This is a genomic window from Clostridiales bacterium FE2011 (genome assembly GCA_017569305.1).
Taxonomy (GTDB): domain Bacteria; phylum Bacillota; class Clostridia; order Christensenellales; family Aristaeellaceae; genus Aristaeella.
Window position 1 is genome coordinate 2872318 of the sequence record CP069418.1, and the last position, 16711, is coordinate 2889028.

At 52.2% G+C, this 16711-nt stretch carries 18 protein-coding genes; 17 read left to right on the top strand and 1 reads right to left on the bottom strand.

All coding sequences use genetic code 11. The features are described 5' to 3' along the window. The first annotated feature begins 196 nt into the window (after positions 1-196). From JRC49_12880 to JRC49_12915, 8 genes are all read left to right on the top strand, one after another. Positions 197-1402 (top strand): VanW family protein, encoded by a 1206-nt coding sequence (locus tag JRC49_12880; GenBank protein ID QTE70678.1) that lies wholly within the window; start codon positions 197-199, stop codon positions 1400-1402. Between the two features lie 31 nt (positions 1403-1433). Beyond that, positions 1434-2879 (top strand): hypothetical protein, encoded by a 1446-nt coding sequence (locus JRC49_12885; GenBank protein ID QTE70679.1) that lies wholly within the window; start codon positions 1434-1436, stop codon positions 2877-2879. Between the two features lie 175 nt (positions 2880-3054). After that, positions 3055-3522 carry an S-ribosylhomocysteine lyase gene (locus JRC49_12890; GenBank protein QTE70680.1) on the top strand — a complete coding sequence of 156 codons (468 nt, stop codon included), beginning with the start codon at positions 3055-3057 and terminating at the stop codon, positions 3520-3522. A 54-nt stretch (positions 3523-3576) separates the two neighbouring features. Next, positions 3577-6405, top strand: a complete 2829-nt coding sequence (locus JRC49_12895; GenBank protein QTE70681.1) for a DUF4214 domain-containing protein — start codon at positions 3577-3579, stop codon at positions 6403-6405. A 39-nt stretch (positions 6406-6444) separates the two neighbouring features. Next, the gene (locus JRC49_12900; GenBank protein ID QTE70682.1) at positions 6445-7692 is read left to right on the top strand and encodes a hypothetical protein; all 1248 of its coding nucleotides are present in this window, start codon (positions 6445-6447) and stop codon (positions 7690-7692) included. A gap of 30 nt (positions 7693-7722) precedes the next feature. Continuing rightward, the gene (locus tag JRC49_12905) at positions 7723-8685 is read left to right on the top strand and encodes a D-2-hydroxyacid dehydrogenase (protein QTE70683.1); all 963 of its coding nucleotides are present in this window, start codon (positions 7723-7725) and stop codon (positions 8683-8685) included. A 24-nt stretch (positions 8686-8709) separates the two neighbouring features. Continuing rightward, positions 8710-9300, top strand: coding sequence for a hypothetical protein (locus tag JRC49_12910; GenBank protein ID QTE70684.1), 591 nt, complete (start codon positions 8710-8712; stop codon positions 9298-9300). Between the two features lie 33 nt (positions 9301-9333). Next, a complete protein-coding gene (locus tag JRC49_12915; protein QTE70685.1) occupies positions 9334-10215 on the top strand; it encodes a haloacid dehalogenase-like hydrolase in 882 nt (293 codons plus the stop codon). On the opposite strand, the gene JRC49_12920 is transcribed toward JRC49_12915, so the two are convergent. Continuing rightward, positions 10216-11355, bottom strand: a complete 1140-nt coding sequence (locus tag JRC49_12920; GenBank protein QTE70686.1) for a hypothetical protein — start codon at positions 11353-11355, stop codon at positions 10216-10218. A 302-nt stretch (positions 11356-11657) separates the two neighbouring features. Between JRC49_12920 and JRC49_12925 the strand changes: the two genes are divergently transcribed. From JRC49_12925 to JRC49_12965, 9 genes are all read left to right on the top strand, one after another. Next, positions 11658-12233 carry an accessory gene regulator B family protein gene (locus tag JRC49_12925; protein ID QTE70687.1) on the top strand — a complete coding sequence of 192 codons (576 nt, stop codon included), beginning with the start codon at positions 11658-11660 and terminating at the stop codon, positions 12231-12233. Then, complete coding sequence (locus JRC49_12930) at positions 12211-12921, top strand: response regulator transcription factor (GenBank protein QTE70688.1); 711 nt, start codon at positions 12211-12213, stop codon at positions 12919-12921. The genes JRC49_12925 and JRC49_12930 overlap by 23 nt, the downstream gene beginning before the upstream one ends. Continuing rightward, positions 12918-14189, top strand: coding sequence for a GHKL domain-containing protein (locus JRC49_12935; GenBank protein ID QTE70689.1), 1272 nt, complete (start codon positions 12918-12920; stop codon positions 14187-14189). Before JRC49_12930 ends, JRC49_12935 begins: the two co-directional genes overlap by 4 nt. Before the next feature lie 118 nt (positions 14190-14307). Further along, the gene (locus JRC49_12940) at positions 14308-14478 is read left to right on the top strand and encodes a thiazolylpeptide-type bacteriocin (protein ID QTE70690.1); all 171 of its coding nucleotides are present in this window, start codon (positions 14308-14310) and stop codon (positions 14476-14478) included. Between the two features lie 21 nt (positions 14479-14499). Then, positions 14500-14676: a thiazolylpeptide-type bacteriocin gene (locus tag JRC49_12945; GenBank protein QTE70691.1), complete on the top strand. Its 177-nt coding sequence runs from the start codon at positions 14500-14502 to the stop codon at positions 14674-14676. A gap of 20 nt (positions 14677-14696) precedes the next feature. Continuing rightward, positions 14697-14867 (top strand): thiazolylpeptide-type bacteriocin, encoded by a 171-nt coding sequence (locus JRC49_12950; protein ID QTE70692.1) that lies wholly within the window; start codon positions 14697-14699, stop codon positions 14865-14867. A 180-nt stretch (positions 14868-15047) separates the two neighbouring features. Then, positions 15048-15182, top strand: coding sequence for a cyclic lactone autoinducer peptide (locus tag JRC49_12955; GenBank protein ID QTE72880.1), 135 nt, complete (start codon positions 15048-15050; stop codon positions 15180-15182). A 38-nt stretch (positions 15183-15220) separates the two neighbouring features. Then, positions 15221-15949, top strand: coding sequence for an ABC transporter ATP-binding protein (locus JRC49_12960; protein ID QTE70693.1), 729 nt, complete (start codon positions 15221-15223; stop codon positions 15947-15949). Beyond that, complete coding sequence (locus JRC49_12965) at positions 15946-16692, top strand: ABC transporter permease (protein QTE70694.1); 747 nt, start codon at positions 15946-15948, stop codon at positions 16690-16692. Before JRC49_12960 ends, JRC49_12965 begins: the two co-directional genes overlap by 4 nt. The last annotated feature ends 19 nt before the right edge of the window (positions 16693-16711 follow it).

Consider the following 16711-nt stretch of genomic DNA (forward strand, 5'->3'; position numbering starts at 1 on the left):
TGCTTTGCGGGGAATATAATACGGCCAGGATGAGGGAAAAACCGGAGTCCTGATCTGCAGACCATACGGGAACAAAGGAGGGCAGATAATCGTTTGAAAGAGTAGAGTTCAATTGCCCCGCTCAAGGCGGCGCGGTTGACAGGTATACGAAAAAAGGGGATAATATTTTTCGTATACGATGAAGGAGGATGTGCTAATGAAGCGCATTTTATGCATTATACTTGCCCTGGGAATTCTGGCTGGAACGATGTCTTTTGCTGTTGCGGAAGAAGATGAAGACTTCCAGTTCTCAGATGAGGAACTGCGGGAAATGCAGGAAGAGGAAGACCAGGCTGAAAACTATATTGAAGCCAATGTACAGGGTGAGGTTTACCATGAAAAAACCCGGGAGGATTTTGACATGAATTCTCCTGCGCTGTATAAGGCTAAAATGCGTACGGATTTTAACGGAACGATCTACTCTGAAAAGTGGAAGAGTGAAGAAGAAATCACTCCCAAGATGAGACTGGCGGACGCAAGGGGCAAAAAGGTTGACATCCTGTATGTCGGCCTGATCTGGTTCATCGTGCGCCGGGATAATGTGATCGGCTACGTGAGACGGCAGCAGATTGCCAAGAGCGATATTGAATCCGTTGATCCGGAGAATATCCCTCCCTTCAATGTGCAGAAGCATGCCTATATTGCCAAGACTGCTACTACCTGCCATGTACGGAAGAGCATGACGCCTTCCCAGGGTGACGGAGATGACGGAAACAACTGGGTCATCCTGAAACCGGGTACAGAGCTGAGCATCTGGCAGTTCTACAACGGCTGGGCCATGGTGAACTACTGGCGGGAATACGGCTATATCGATCCTAACGAACTGACGGATCTGATTCCTGTATCTCCCACCGACGAGGAACTGTTCCCGGACAGCCCGATTGCCGCTTATACCAGCTATTATAAAATGGTACAGACCGAAACAAACCTGAACCGGATCCACAATATTAAAACCGGCTGCCAGTATATTTCCCAGGTCCTGCAGCCTGGTGAACGCCTGGACGCAAACAAAACCATGGGTCCCTACCGGCCGGGCAAGGGATACAAACAGGCCGGCGTGCTGACCGCAGGAACCTCCAAGCTGGGTTACGGCGGCGGTACCTGCCAGGTTTCCAGTACGCTGTACAACGCCCTGATTCAGCTGCCGGACATTGAGATCAATCACCGCCGGCCTCACGGCGGCAACGGTGCTGCCTACCTGCCGATCCACTGCGACGCGGCTGTGGGCAATCCGGAACTGAACCTGATTTTTACCAACCGGTATGATTTCCCGATCAGGATTGTGGGCACCTCCAATGATGACGGCGCCCTGCTGATGCGGGTTTACCGGTATCACGGAGAAGAAATCACGGAAGCAAATTAAAAACATTATTATAAAACAAGGGGGAGAAAACATGAATTCCATTTTGTCCATTGTTATGGTTATCGTGATGGCTTTCAGCTCCATCGGCGGCGTGACCGCAGCGCTGAAAGAGCCTGTGTCCTTTGACGCAAAGATCAACGTGGACGCAGACGGGATCCTGGCCCTTGCCGGAACCGCAGCGACGGAAGAAACAAAACAGACCATTACCATTGTGAAGGATATTGTTGGAGCCCTGACCCTGAAGGGCGTCGCCGACAAGGACAACGCCGAACTGGATATGCTGGCCGGCGATGACGTCATGCTCTCCATCGGCGTAAAGAACGCTGAAGACGGCGGACTGATTGCCGCTTCATCCCTGCTGGGCAGCCAGGTCATCTCTGTATCCGCGGAAACCGTACAGGCTCTCCAGCAGCAGATGCAGGCATCCATGACCGAGGCTTCCGCCGGAATGGGCGGCCTGGAGAACCTGGACAAGGAGCAGATCGCCAAAGACTTTGCCGAAATCGTTGAGAAGGCGATGAAGGCGTTTGAAGAAAAGAAAGGTGAAACCGAAACCGGCGATTTTACCGTGGATGATCTGAAGTTTACGGCAAAGACGCCCGTCAACATGACCTATACAGAGTTTATGGAACTGGTCCTGAACAGCGCGAAAGAACTGCTGGCCAAGGAATCCCTTCAGCCGGTTGTACAGGCTGCCAGCAAGGATAAGGACCTGATCGCTGAAATCGATAAAGAGATTGAGAAGCTGAACAGCATGCCCGAAGAGGAAAAGCCGGAAGTGCAGTTCGCCCTCTACTCCAACGAAAACGAAGGCGGCTACTTTGTCTGCGATCTGACCAAGGCGGCTAAAGAAGAGACTGAAAAGCCGGAAACCATGCATGTCGGCATCGGCGGCGGCGAAGATCCGATCAGGATCCGCTTCAGTTTTGAACAGAACCAGGAAACAATGAGCATTGCCGCTGACGTTACGAAGGACAATGCGGCTGACCTGAAGGCCCATGTAAACGCAAAAGACGGATCCGTTGCTGACATTGCCGTGACCTGCGACGCGGCCGGCAGCCTGGACATGGCTTTTGATATCAACTCCAAGGACGCTGTCGCGAAGATCCTTGCGAAAACAGAACCTGTGGAAGGCGAGCGGACAAAGTATTCCCTGGATGTGTTTATGAACAATGCTGAACAGCCCCTTGTGAACATCACAGGTTCTGTCGGCAAGGGCGGAGAAGCTGTTTCCGTATACGAGGGAGAGGACATCACCGTTCTTCCGTTTGAAGCGCTGATGAATGACACCGACGGCACCGCCAGCGGGAAACTGCAGATTACCCTGACAGCCGGCATCCTGAAGGCGATCACCGTACTGACCAAGAACCTGCCTGAAGAGACTGGAACCTGGCTGAACAAGCAGATAATGCAGCAGATGATGCCCAAGACCACTACCATCACGAAAACCCAGACCGAAACCGTGACAGCTGAATAATTGCACACATAAAGCATCGGGAGGAGAGACAAGCGCTCTCCTCCTTCTCTGTTCACAGAAATGAAAGGTTTTTAAACAGGAATCAACCGAAGAAAAAGAGAAATATATATAATTGTATGCTGCCGGCAGACATATTTCCGGAAGAGAATCACCGGCAGAGATGGAGAGTAACAAAATGGATAAAATCGCAAGCTTCCAGGTGAACCACCTGAACCTGCTGCCGGGCCTTTACCTGTCCCGGACGGACAGCCAGGAACAATGCACGGCATCCACATTTGACCTGCGGGTGACCGCACCAAACCGTGAACCGGTGATGGACATCCCGGCCATTCATACGATAGAGCATCTTGGAGCATCATTCCTCCGCAACAGCAGCAGGAAAGACGAAGTGATTTATTTCGGACCCATGGGATGCAGAACCGGTTTTTACCTGGTGGTTTTCGGGAAACAGAGCGCGGAGGACGTTTATCCGCTGGTCCTGGAAATGTGCGACTTTATCCTCGGGTTTGAGGGAGAAATACCCGGAGCCAAGCCTGAAGAATGCGGAAACTGGTCTGAGCAAAACCTGAACATGGCGAAATACTATATCAGGAGATACCGCGAGGATCTGACGACCTGCAGGCGGCTGTCCTATCCCGGATAAACGGGAACGAAGAAGCAGGGAAACAAAAAGGGCGGAAGGGGAGTACAGACACAGATGAACGGGTACAGGAAAAGGATCAGAAGGATCCTGGCAATGCTGCTGTGCATTGTGTTTGTTTTCTGCCATTCGCTGGCTGAAGAAGGAACTGCGACGCCGACCGACCTGGCAGGGGAACCGTTTGAACGGACGGAAATTGTGGACGGCGTGAAGATAACCGTTACAGTAAAGGACGGTGCTGAAGCACTGGACGATGTGCCCGTCGTTACAAAAGTCAATAACGCGGAATTTGCACTGGCTGCGGAAACGGTGCTGGGTCTTGAACAGAATGACAGCACCCTTATCCGCCATATGATCTGGAGCATTACCCTCCGTGAAATGGGCGGAAACGGCAAAATCAAGCTGGAAAAGCTGGGGCTGACCGGCTTGCAGGAACAGTATCTTGACGGAACGGTCAGCGTTTATGTGCTCCAGTATAACGGAGCTGCGCAGAGCCTGCGGGACAAGGCGCGGGTAATCCCGGCCATCATCAAAACCGAACAGAATACAGTCACTTTTTCCCTGACAGAACCCGGCCTGTATGACGTGGTTACAGCGGTACGGATGCCGGAAAAAGCTGCAGCGGCAGAAGAAGTGAACGGGGAAGAGGCAATTGAAGAGCTTCATGCCGGAGAACAGGAAGAAGCCGCCGGACAGCACGAAGAGGATGAGACAGCCGCAGAGACGGAAGCGGAAGAGCCGGCGGAGGAGAATCCCGCACAGGAAACGCCCGAAGAACAACCGGAGCAGGATGAACCCGCCGGGGAGGAACCGGTTCAGGATAACAATCTTCCCGAAAAGGCAGAAAGTGAACCTGCGGCGGAACAGGCAGCAGCAGAACAGGCTGAACCGGATACTGTAAACACTGAAAAGGTTCCGGAAAATGTTCCGGAACAGGAAGAGACGCTTTCCGGAGCGAACACGGAGGAAAGCACAGACCTGTCACGGGCGGCGGCAGAGGAAACCGATAAGGTGAAGGCCTTTGTGATCCGCTGCTACTGGCTGATTCTGGGACGGGAAGAGGACAAGGCCGGACTGGAAGACTGGACCAACAAACTGAAAAGCAAGAGCGCTACAGCCGCTGAAATTATCAAGGGCTTCCTCGGCAGCCAGGAATTCATCCGGAAACACAAATCCTCCGAGGAACTGATTGAAATCCTGTACAGGACGATGCTGAACAGGCCGTCGGACGAATCGGGACGAAACAGCTGGAGTAAGATGATTGCAAGCGGCGAGTCCCTGAACAAACTGATCAACGGATTCTGCCAGTCCGTGGAATTCACGAAGATCTGTGAGAGCTACGGCATTGAAGGAGGCTCCCTTCCGGATGGAGCGGCGGCCGCGCCTGTCGCATACAGCGAGAGGCTGATCGCTTTTGTTACGAGGTGCTACAAGGAAGCGCTGAACCGGGAACCGGATGAAAACGGCCTGGCATTCTGGTGCAACCAGCTGACCCAGAAGGCTAAAACGTTCTCGGAAGTGGCAGCCGGTTTCGTTTTCTCTGATGAAATGAACAGGAAGCAGCTGAGCGACGAGGCGTTTGTCAAAATGCTGTACCGGCTGTATCTGGGCCGGGAAGCAGAAGCGGCCGGGCTGAGCTTCTGGAAGAGCCAGCTGAAGGGCGAAATGACACGGGAACAGGTGAACGAAGGGTTTGCCAATTCCCGGGAGTTCGCGGGGATCGTTGCGGGCTTTGATTCCGAGGCCGGCGCGGAACCAGAATACAGCTACATCCTCGTGCCGGACGATACAGGCATTGTTGTCAACAACGGCGCAAAGGTGCAGATCCAGGTCAGCCCGCAGCTGGTAAAGACGGGAACCGCACTGAAATGGCTGAGCAGTGACACGAAGATCTTCACGGTCAGCCAGGACGGCGAACTGACAGGCTGCTATCCCGGAAAAGCCAGACTGAAGGTATACCTGCCGGACGGAAAGATCCTCGAGGAAACAGATGTTATGGTCAAAGCCAACTACCGCGCGATTCTGTTTTCTGAATCCACCTTTGCCGGCGGCGTAATCCGCCGGAACCGCGGAGACGTCCGGCTGATGAAGAATATGCTTTCATCCGTGACCGGACCGGATGGCGAAAACTACAAGCTGTATTCCTTTGACGACTTTGTCGCCAGTGAGGTATATCAAAAAATCAATCAGCTCATCGTTGCTCCTTCCCGGGACGGGGACGTGTCCATGTTCTTCTTCGCCTCCCACGGGGATTACAAATCCACATCCAAACAGCTGGCCGGACGCCTGTGGTGCAAAAACAAGGAAACGTGGCTGGAACTGCCGGAACTGGCAAAAACGCTTGCCGCCACAAAGGGAAAGGTCATTGTGATCCTTGAATCCTGCGGACCCGGCGCGGCAATCAAGGAATGGGACAATGAGACATTGAGCACAGCGTCCTTCGAGGATGAAGGGACTGCTGACGAAGAAGGCGACGCACCGGATCTGTCCGATCTGTTTATCAGCGCTTTTGCCGCAGCGGATCCGGGGCTGACGGTTTATGAGACAGACGGGGATACGCTGAGTGGAGCCGGGGAAAGCGACGGAAGCGGACAGTTCCCCCATGGAAATCAGTTCCTGACGGAAAAGTTTGTCATACTGACAGCTTCCGCGTACCTGCAGACATCCTACATGATGGGAGAGCATACCTATAATGTGTTCCCGTACTGGCTGACAAAGGGTGTGGGAACAGCCGGCGCAATGCCTGCGGATATCGAAAACGGCAATGGAGACGGAAAGCTGACGATGAATGAACTGTATCAGTATGTGTATAAACATACCATCCACAGGCAGACGCCGCAGGTATATCCGAAGAACAGCGATTATGTATTATTCCTGAGAAAGTAAGCAAAAGGCGGAGCCGTCTGGATCCGCAGGGAGCATGAAATGAAAAGTGTGACCCAGCTGCCGGAGATCGGGAACCTTCCCGATCTTCTGCGCTTTGAAAACGGAGACGCTGTACAGACACCCGGGGACTGGAAACGCAGGAGGGCAGAGCTGATCAGCCTGTACTCGGAATATGTGTACGGATACATGCCGGATAAAGCAAAGGAAACCATAGAATGGCAGCTGCGGGAAGACGCGGAGACCGGCGGGAAACTGCTGACAATCACAATTTCCGCGGAGGGACGCAGTGCGTCCTTTTCCGTACTGGCGGGGCTTCCGGAAGGCACGGCGCCGGAAGGCGGTTTTCCTTTTTATATAGAGTACTGGCCGTGGCACTATCAGAACGGGTTCACGAAGGAATGGGTGACCGGTTTTTCGGACAACTGCCGGTATGCCATGGAAAGAGAATATGCCTGTTTCCAGTATGACTGCTCCCAGGTATCTGCGGACAACGAGACACGGACCGGCGCATTCTTCACCCTTTATCCATACAAGGCGACAGATTCCGCACAGCAGCGAGGTGTGCTGCTGGCATGGGCATGGGGTGTGAGCAAGATTATTGACGCCATGGAAGCCGGAGCGGGCAGGGAACTGGGGATCAACCCGGAGCTTTCACTGGTTGGCGGCGTATCCCGGTACGGGAAAAGCGCAGCGGTGGCCGGTGCCTGGGACGAGCGGATCCGTGTGACGATCCCGTCCTGCTCAGGTGCGGGAGGCGTCGCTGTGTTCCGGACAGACAACCATGGAAAGACCTATGATCTCACAAGCCTGGGCGGACCGGCAGAATGGGAGAACGAATCGGTGAATGAACCGTTTTCGAATCTGCAGGGCGGAGAAGGATACTGGTTCTGCGGCAATTTCACAAGGCTCCTGTCTGCCCGGACGCTGCCGGTGGATCAGCATATGCTTTGCGCACTGGCGGCGGGAAAGAACCGCCATATGATTATTGTGACAGGCATTGTTTCAGAAGGATGGAACAATACGGAAGGACAGTGCCTGGCCTATGCCGCGTCCCAGCCGGTGTGGGATTTGCTGGAATGCAGTGAACAGAACAACATGATCATTCACCTGGACGGACATGCGATCCTGCATTCAGATATGCAGACAATCCTGGACTACTGCGATGCCTGCCTGCGGGGGATCCGGGCAGACAGTTTCATAAAACTCACGGAAGGTATGCGGGGGAACCTGTTCCTGCAATATAACCGGGACAGGCTGGATCCGTTCTTCGGTCCGTATCTTAAGTAAGCAATAAAAAGCACAGAAGAGGAGAAACTTATGAGCAGGAAAATGGCGGTTTATGAGCCATTTCTGAAACCGAACCACAAGGAAACGATCCGCGAAGCTGCCGTGCGGCACGGTTTTGAGGTCCGGCTCGTGGATGAGCCGGAGAAGGACAAGGATTACCTGATGGAGTGCGAAGTGATTTTCGGCCAGCTGCCGGAGACCGCGCGCGCATCGTCCACCCTGAAATGGATCTGTACCCCGTTTGCGGGGGTGGACCAGTTCCTGAAGCCGGATTCCTTCGCCAATCCGGACGCGATGCTGTCCAATTCCTCCGGCGCATACGGCGTGACCATCTCGGAACATAGCATTATGATGCTGCTGGACATCCTGCGCCGGCAGCCGGAATACAGGCAGATTGTGGCACGGCATGAATGGAGACGGGACCTGCTGGTCCGCTCCATCAAGGATGCCCGGATTACCCTGCTTGGTACGGGAGATATCGGACTGGAAACAGCCAGGAGACTGAAAGCATTTCTGCCGGCCTGTGTGATCGGTGTAAACAGGAGCGGCAGGAATCCTGACAACTGTTTCGACAGGATCCTGACGCAGGATCAGTGGGAGGAAGTGCTGCCGGAAACGGACGTGCTGATGATCTCTCTGCCCGGAACAAAGGAAGCATTCCATATGGTGGGTGAAAAGCAGCTTGCGCAGCTGCCGGACGGTGCGGTGATCATCAATGTGGGGCGCGGCACCGTAATTGACCAGGAGGCACTGATCAGGGAACTGAAGAACGGTCGGCTGTATGCCGGGCTGGATGTGTTTGAAAAGGAACCACTGGAAGAAAACGATCCGGTATGGGAACTGCCGAACCTGCTCATTACGCCCCATACGGCCGGAAATATGACGCTGGAGCACACGGTGAACAGGATCGTTGAGATGTTTGTGGAAGACCTGGACAGATACTGTGCTGGGAAAACGCCCGGACACCTGGTGGACAGGCAAAGAGGCTATTGAGAATAACCGGAGGGTAAACGGAACGTGAACGACCGATATGTGATTATACGGGATGAACAGGATACCGGTACAGGCCGGGAACTGTATCTTGACCAGATTCTGTGGGAGCCGGACTGCGGCGTCCGGGCAGGCGGAAGCATCCGCCATGACGGGGAAAACCTGCTGGTGCACCTATGGGCAAAAGAAAAGGATATCCGTGCGGAATACACCGCACCGCTTTCGCCCGTGCACGAGGACAGCTGCCTGGAGTTCTTCTTCATGCCGGAGGGGGAAGAACGTTACCTGAACTTTGAAATCAATCCCAACGGATGCCTTCACATCGGCTTCGGCAGGAACAGAAATGACAGGGAACGGATTGTGCCGGAAAACCCGGAGAAACTGTTCAGCATCCGGACTGCGCGGACGGCGGAGGGCTGGGAAACGAGATACAGGATTCCTGCTGCGTTCCTCCGGAAATACTTTCCGGGTTTCGCCTTTTCCGGCATCCTGAAGGCAAACGTCTACAAATGCGGAGACAAGACGGTTCATCCTCACTATCTTGCCTGGCAGCCGGTCGGTACTCCCACACCGGATTATCACCGGCCGGAATACTTCGGGGAAATGGCATTCGGCTGACGGAAGAGCTGTGAAAGAATCAGGCGGGTGAATATGATGCGATATGAAAGAAAAGAAAAAGAGCAGCTGCCGGTACTGGCAATTTGCTATGATTTTGATAAAACCCTGACGCCGGACGACATGCAGGCGCAGGGCTATATCCAGTCTGTGGGCTATAATGTGGACCAGTTTTGGGAAGAAACGAACATCCTGGCCCATGAGCAGGAGATGGACTCCAACCTGGCCTATATGTACAAGATGGTGAAGGAAGCAGAAGGCAACCTGATCCTGAACCGCAAAGCCCTGATGGAATACGGGGCGAAGGTAAAGGTGTTTCCCGGTGTGGAGGAATGGTTTGAACGCATCCGGGAATACGGCAGACAGCACGGCGTGCTGGTGGAGCACTATATCATTTCCTCCGGACTGAAGGAAATGATTGAAGGAACGGAAATGGCAAAGCAGGGGGCGTTTGAACGGATCTATGCCAGCTCCTTCTGCTACAATGACCGGGGCGTAGCCATCTGGCCGGCGCAGGCGGTCAACTATACCAACAAGACACAGTTTCTTTTCCGGATTGAAAAAGGAACCCTGGACGTCAACGATCCCGCGGTGAATGATTATTATCCGCAGGACCGGATCAGGATTCCTTTCCGCAATATGGTTTATATCGGGGACAGCGATACCGATATCCCCTGTATGAAGCTGGTGAATTCCTATGGCGGGCATGCTATCGGGGTCTATGATCCTTCCACCGGCAATATGGAGAAAGTGAAGAAGATGATCCGGGAGAACCGGATCCGCTACTATTCACCGGCAGATTACACCGAGGGATCCGCCCTGGATACACTGGTGAAGAAAATCATTATGAGAACCGCGGCCAACGAGGCGCTGGAAGCGGAACATATGACCTGCGCGGAGGAAACAGATCCGCAGTAATCAGAAGAAACTCCAGTGGGAGAGCAGGAAGCCGGGGATGACCACGATCAGGAAGAAAGCCCAGCTGACCAGGGTGAAAACCCTGATGAACCTGCCGCCATTGCCGGGGTATTCCCGGACGTAGATGCGGTAGTTGATTACAGAAGCCAGGGAACCGATGAGTGAGCAGAGACCGGCGGTATCTGCACCGTAGATCAGCCCGGCAAAGTTCTCTGTAAAAGGATAAAGCACGATGCTTGCCGGAACGTTGGAGATGATCTGGCTGACGCCGATGGCCCACCAGTATTCATATCCGGCCACAGCCTTCTTCAGCACTCCGGCAATTTCCCGATTGGCCGCGATGGAGGAAGAGAAAACAAAGAAACAAAGGAAGGTTACCAGCAGGACATAGTCCACCTTCAGCAGGATCTTCCAGTCCAGAATCAGCATGCCGATCAGCACCACAGCCACCGCCCAGGGCCAGAGAGTAGTCCGGGTGACGATGACTGCCAGGATCAGGACAAACAAACAGACATAGCCAATACGGCGTACTTTTCCGTCAGGAGTCCAGACCATCCGGTCAGCCCTGGCGGAAATTTCTTCTTTTGGGTCTTTCCGGTAGAGCACGAAAACGAAAACGATCAGCAGCAGGGCAGACATGGCGCACAGCGGCAGCATGTGCAGCATGAAATGACCGGCGGATACACCGGCCTTCCCGTAAAGGAAAAGGTTCTGCGGACTGCCGAAAGGCATGAGGAGGGAACCGCGGATGGCCGCGATATTCTCCATGGAAATAACCGGGAGGATATACTTTTCTTTTCCGCCATCCCGGAACAGCATGATGGTCAGCGGAACAAAGATGATCAGTGATACGTCATTGGTCACAAACATGGAGCAGAAGAAAACGCCGAAGATCAGGAACAGGGACAGGGAAGTCATCCGCTTCAGGTTGGAAGCCAGTCCAACCAGGGGACGCAGGACGTTCTCCTGCTTAAACCCTTCCAGAACGCACAGCATCATCAGGAGTGTGCCCAGGGTATGCCAGTCGATATCCCGAATCAGCTGCGCGGAGGGAGGCGTGATGATCAGCGCAATTCCCGCAGCCAGGAGAGACAGTGTCAGCATCAGTTCCTTTTTCAGGAAGCTGAGGATTCTTTTCATTACCTTCATTCCTTTCCGTTTCGCACCGCGCGGAAACCGCACTATTCTAGCGAAAAACCGATCGGCCGTCAATGAGAAAGCTCAAACTGATGAATAATGAAATAATGAATCCGGGATATGTGACAGAATCATATTGAGGTGAAAATATATACGGCCAAAAGAAAAAAGAACTGCAAAAGGACACTGGAAAATATTGACATAAGGGAAAGTGGTCATAGAATGAAAATATATCGTAAAAAGAAAACGTTTCCCGGAATCCGGCACTACGGAGGGACATAATTTCACAGAACGGAGGGGATTGTGTGAAAAACAATTTCTTATCTGATTTGCCGGAGGATGAAAGAGAAATAGCGGAATACGGCCTGAGCCAGGGACTGGTGCTGGTTGGCGGCCTGGGGCTGGCTGTGATTGCGGGCTGGGTGATGGGTATTCCGCTGCTCGCGGTGCTTTTCCTTACGCTTACTTATATTCTGCGGATTTATGCAGGAGGATATCATGCGAAAACACCGCTGCGGTGCGGGATTATATCGGCATTATCCATCCTGATCTGCTTTTTATGCCTGAAGTATATTTCGCTGCCGAAACTGCTTTTGCATGTTCTGACACTGGGAGCCGGGCTTTTCATTCTGCTTGCCGCACCGGTAGATACGGCTAACAAAGAACTGGAAGAGGAAGAGAAACAAACCTATGGCCGGAAAGCACGGCGAATTGTGCTGGCAGAGGCGGGTATCTATTTTATTTCAGCACTGCTTGGCTGGGAAACAGGAATACGCTGTGTGAGCGTCTGCCTGATATTTATGGCGGTGAATCTTGCGTTTGGCCTGGCGAACAACAAACTGAGGAGGCGGCTGGACTATGATGAAAATCCTGATCTGTGATGATGACGAACTGTTCAGCGAGGACCTGGAGAAGAAACTGGAACAGTATGAGATCAATCATCGGGATGAGTTTGATATTCACGTGGTGAATCATGGGGAAGAAGCACTGACAAAACTGAAAGAAGAGCAATGGGACGTGCTTTTCCTTGATATTGAAATGCCAAATATCAACGGGGTGGAAGTTGGTACGCGGGTAAGGGAACAGCTGCAAAACTACGGCCTTAAGATTATTTATGTTTCCAGCCAGCGCGGCTACGCTATGGACCTGTTCAAGGTGGATACCTTTGATTTCCTGATTAAGCCGGTTGCGTATAATGAGCTGGAAGCCGTTATGGAAAAGCTGATGAACACCCTGAACAGAAGCGGGGAAATGTATGTCTACCGCAAAAAGGGACAAACCGCGCGCTGTAAAATGGAGGATATTCTGTATTTTGAGAGCCATCTGAAGAAAACGATCATCGTAACACGACAAAAAACAGACGAATTCTATGCTTCGCTGAAAGATATCTATGAAGAACTGAAGGATAAGCGTTTTTTCTATTGCCATAAGAGTATCCTGGTGAACTATGACCGGGTGGCGGAATTCCACTATGACAAACTGGTGCTGGATAATGGTGAAGAACTGGAAATCAGCCAGGCAAAACGGAAAGAAGTGCGTAAACTGAGCGGCGAAATGGGGATGGAATGATGGGCGAACGGAGTACGATCATAGTATATCTGATCACAGACGCATTAAGCATACTGTGTATCGCACGGCTTTTCCGTTACTATGCAGCAGAAAAGCCTTTATTCCTGAAAGAACTGGCTGCATATGCCATTTATTACCTGATTACGAATGCCGTTTATCTGGCATTCGGCATCCCGATCCTGAATATGGTGATGAACCTGACAGGCTTGTTACTGCTGACGAGACTGTACGAAAAAAAACTGAAAAAGAATATCCTGATGGCTGTACTGACTTATGTGGCTATGATTCCATGCGAAATGATCGCTATGTGGGTGTGTAATTTTGTGCCACAGGACGTGTGGCAGCAGCAGAGCGGTTTTTCCGAGACGGCAATGGTTGTGCAGTGTGTGGTGCTGTCGCTGATTGTCCAGGTGCTGAAAAAATTCAAAGGGGTGGCCAAAAGCACTGAAGGCGACTGGTTCTGCTGGGGCGGCGTTGTGCTGATGCAGATTATGCTGGTTGGCTTTATGGTGATGCTGGTGATGCACCTGAGAGGTGTGCAGCTGATCCGTTCGGTGCTGATGCTGGCGGTCATTGATTATGTAGTGATATACATCTATGACAAACTGATTCTTTCGGAGGAAGAACGGGTCAGGAACCTGCTGCTGGTGGAACAGAAGGAAAGCTATGAGCGGGAGATGGAGATCCTGCTGGACAGCCGGAAAAAAATAAGGGGAATCTATCACGACATCAAGAATCATATCCTGATTATGCGTTCTTATTCAGAACAGAAACGCTACCAGGAACTGGATGACTACCTGCAGCGAATGCAGGAGGAAACCCGGGCTGCTGTTCCGCAGGTTTATACCGGCCAGCCGGCAGTGGACAGCATGCTGCATTATAAGATCAGCAACGCAAAGGAAGTTCCTATCCAGATCGAAACCAGCATACCGGAGAAATTGAATATCGACGATTTTGATATTACGGTTATACTCGGAAACCTGCTGGATAACGCCATTGAAGCATGTGAAAAGCTGGAGAAGGAGCAGCGAAAGATCCTGCTTTCCATCCGGATGGTGAAAAACCAACTGTTTATCAGGACAGAAAATTCCTTTGACGGACAACTCCGGAGGCATCAGGGCAGGCTTCTGACGCGGAAAGCGGATGAAGGCAGCCACGGTATAGGCCTGGAGAATGTGAAGCGGGTGGTGGAAAAGTATCACGGGCTGCTGGAAATGAATGCTGAAGGCATGATTTTCCAGGTGAAAATAATGCTTTATCTTGGATGATGGCAATAAAACATTGGATTGTGGCAATGATCGCCACAATCTTTTTTTTGTCGTTACAATGACACCAGATCGGCTGTTCAAGACCGAAATCAAACAAAAAGAAAGGGAGGACAAACAAATGAAAGAGGCTATCAAGAACATGGAAGACATCGAGGTTATGGAAGTATCCGAGGCATCCCTGCTGGGCGAGACCGCCGCATCTAGCGGATCCAGTTCCAGCGGCAGCTGCTCCTGCTGCGGCTCCACAAGCTGCGTCAGCTGCGGTATCAACGGTTCCAGCGTGAACTAACAGTAAAAGGAGGTTACGGAAATGAAAAACACTTTCAAGACGATGGAAGACATCGAGGTTATGGAAGTTTCCGAGGCATCCCTGCTGGGCGAGACCGCCGCGACAAGCGGATCCAGCGCCTGCGGCAGCTGCTCCTGCTGCGGATCTACCAGCTGCATCAGCTGCGGTATGAATGACAGCAGCGCAAACGCCAAGTAAAAAGACAGGAGGAAAGAAAAATGAAAGAAGCTGTCAAGAACATGGAAGACATCGAGGTCATGGAAGTATCCGAAGCTTCCCTGCTGGGTGAGACCGCAGCAACGAGCGGATCCAGCTCCAGCGGCAGCTGTTCCTGCTGCGGAAGCACCAGCTGCGTCAGCTGCGGCATCAACGGCGGCTCCGCTAACTAAGCCGAAGATCAGTAGTAAGAACCTGCTGAGGGGACGAGAAAAAATTTTTGAACAGCCGATCGCCCCCTGCGGGACCTCCCGAAAACAACCAGGAACGAAATAGAATCCGCTGAGGCGGAAAAGAAACATAAACAGAAAAACAAACGAAGAGACTGAAAGGAGAAAAAGAAAATGAAGAACATGAACATCGGAAAGCAGATCATCGTGAAGGCCGCCGTGAAGATGGCAACCGTCCAGGCAAACAGCTGCTGTATCCTGTTTGGCTATCAGCCGAAGGAACCCAAGGCGCTGAACAAGCTGAAGAAGATCAAGTGAGGGAAAACCCAAATTCAAACGAAAGGCTGTGGAAGCGTATGAGTATTATTGATGTTCAGAACATCACGAAAAAATACGGTGAGAAAACCGTACTGAATGACATCAGCTTCGAAATCCCCGCAGGGGAGACCGTAGCCATTGTTGGCCCTAACGGAACGGGAAAAACAACCCTGCTGGAGATCCTGATGACGATCCGAAAGGTGAACAGCGGTACAGTGACGATCCTGGGAAAGAACACAGACGAACAACGGTCTGTGGACGCGATCCGCGCAAAGATCGGAGTAATGCTCCAGGAAGGCGGAATGTACAGCTTTATCAAGCTGAAGGAGGCACTGGACCTGTTTGCGTCCTTCTACTCCGTCGGAAAAGAAAAAATCAGCCGGCTGGTGGAATACTTTGAGCTGCAGCCCTATCTGAACAGCAAGTATGAAAAGCTTTCCGGCGGCTGGAAACAGCGGTTCCTGCTGGCAATCGCATTCCTGCATGATCCTGACCTTGTTTTCCTGGACGAGCCGACCACGGGACTGGATCCCAAGGCGACACAGCTTGTGTGGGAAAAGATCCGGGGCGGGGTAGAGAAGAATAAAACGATCCTGCTTTCCACCCATTCGATGGAAGAGGTGGACAAATTCTGCGACCGGGTGATCGTACTGAACAAGGGAAAGATCGCCGCGAACGATTCTCCCGCAAACATCAAGAAAGCCCTGGGCGTTGAGTTCTTCTCGGACGCATATTTCAAGCTGGTGGAAGGAGGAGAAACGCTGTGAGATTCTCCATAAGAAGCATTTGGAAACAATTCTGGTATGACCTGGTGATCTTTTTCCGGGAGCCCTTCTTCGCGCTGCCGATCCTGCTGCTGCCGGGTGTGTTCTTCATTATCTATGCCGGATCCATGGCGAAGGACGCCGCGAGTATAGAAGGATTTGCGCAGTATCTGCCGATGTATATGCTCCTGATTTCATTCCTGACAGTATTCTTCAATATCGGTACCCAGTATGTGACAGACAAGCAGAGCGGTATTTTCAAACGGCTGCTGCTGAGCCCAATCAGCCTGTTCAATGTGGTGCTGACCTATTCCCTCCGGGGTCTGCTGATCTCCGTCCTGGGATTCTTTGAAATGATCGCAATCGCGGTGTTTGTTTTCAAAATCCCGATGAGCAGCCATATGGTGCTATTCTTCTTCGCCTTCCTGGTGACAGTTATCATCATGATGCTGCTGAGCCTGACGCTGCATGGTTTCTTTAAGAACAGCCGGCAGGTGATGCCTTTTACAATCATCGGTTTCCAGTATGTGCTGTTTGCCAGCGGACTGATTATGCCGGTGGAGAAAATGCCTGTAGTGCTGCGCTGGCTGATCTACATTAATCCCGTATATCACATGAACCAGATCCTGGTCCGTGTATGGTTCGGGACGCCGCAGCAGATCATTAACCTGATTGCCCTGGCAATCTGGGTGGCAGTCTGCCTGGTACTGATCCAGTTCCAGAAAGGATTTGCATCAGATAAGTGATTTAAAGAGAGGACGAGAA

Bases quoted from the DNA above. Each gene is read 5' to 3' on its own strand.
- JRC49_12880 (QTE70678.1), top strand. From the start codon at position 197: ATGAAGCGCATTTTATGCATTATACTTGCCCTGGGAATTCTGGCTGGA.
- JRC49_12885 (QTE70679.1), top strand. From the start codon at position 1,434: ATGAATTCCATTTTGTCCATTGTTATGGTTATCGTGATGGCTTTCAGC.
- JRC49_12890 (QTE70680.1), top strand. From the start codon at position 3,055: ATGGATAAAATCGCAAGCTTCCAGGTGAACCACCTGAACCTGCTGCCG.
- JRC49_12895 (QTE70681.1), top strand. From the start codon at position 3,577: ATGAACGGGTACAGGAAAAGGATCAGAAGGATCCTGGCAATGCTGCTG.
- JRC49_12900 (QTE70682.1), top strand. From the start codon at position 6,445: ATGAAAAGTGTGACCCAGCTGCCGGAGATCGGGAACCTTCCCGATCTT.
- JRC49_12905 (QTE70683.1), top strand. From the start codon at position 7,723: ATGAGCAGGAAAATGGCGGTTTATGAGCCATTTCTGAAACCGAACCAC.
- JRC49_12915 (QTE70685.1), top strand. From the start codon at position 9,334: ATGATGCGATATGAAAGAAAAGAAAAAGAGCAGCTGCCGGTACTGGCA.
- JRC49_12920 (QTE70686.1), bottom strand. From the start codon at position 11,355: ATGAAAAGAATCCTCAGCTTCCTGAAAAAGGAACTGATGCTGACACTG.
- JRC49_12930 (QTE70688.1), top strand. From the start codon at position 12,211: ATGATGAAAATCCTGATCTGTGATGATGACGAACTGTTCAGCGAGGAC.
- JRC49_12935 (QTE70689.1), top strand. From the start codon at position 12,918: ATGATGGGCGAACGGAGTACGATCATAGTATATCTGATCACAGACGCA.
- JRC49_12940 (QTE70690.1), top strand. From the start codon at position 14,308: ATGAAAGAGGCTATCAAGAACATGGAAGACATCGAGGTTATGGAAGTA.
- JRC49_12945 (QTE70691.1), top strand. From the start codon at position 14,500: ATGAAAAACACTTTCAAGACGATGGAAGACATCGAGGTTATGGAAGTT.
- JRC49_12950 (QTE70692.1), top strand. From the start codon at position 14,697: ATGAAAGAAGCTGTCAAGAACATGGAAGACATCGAGGTCATGGAAGTA.
- JRC49_12955 (QTE72880.1), top strand. From the start codon at position 15,048: ATGAACATCGGAAAGCAGATCATCGTGAAGGCCGCCGTGAAGATGGCA.
- JRC49_12960 (QTE70693.1), top strand. From the start codon at position 15,221: ATGAGTATTATTGATGTTCAGAACATCACGAAAAAATACGGTGAGAAA.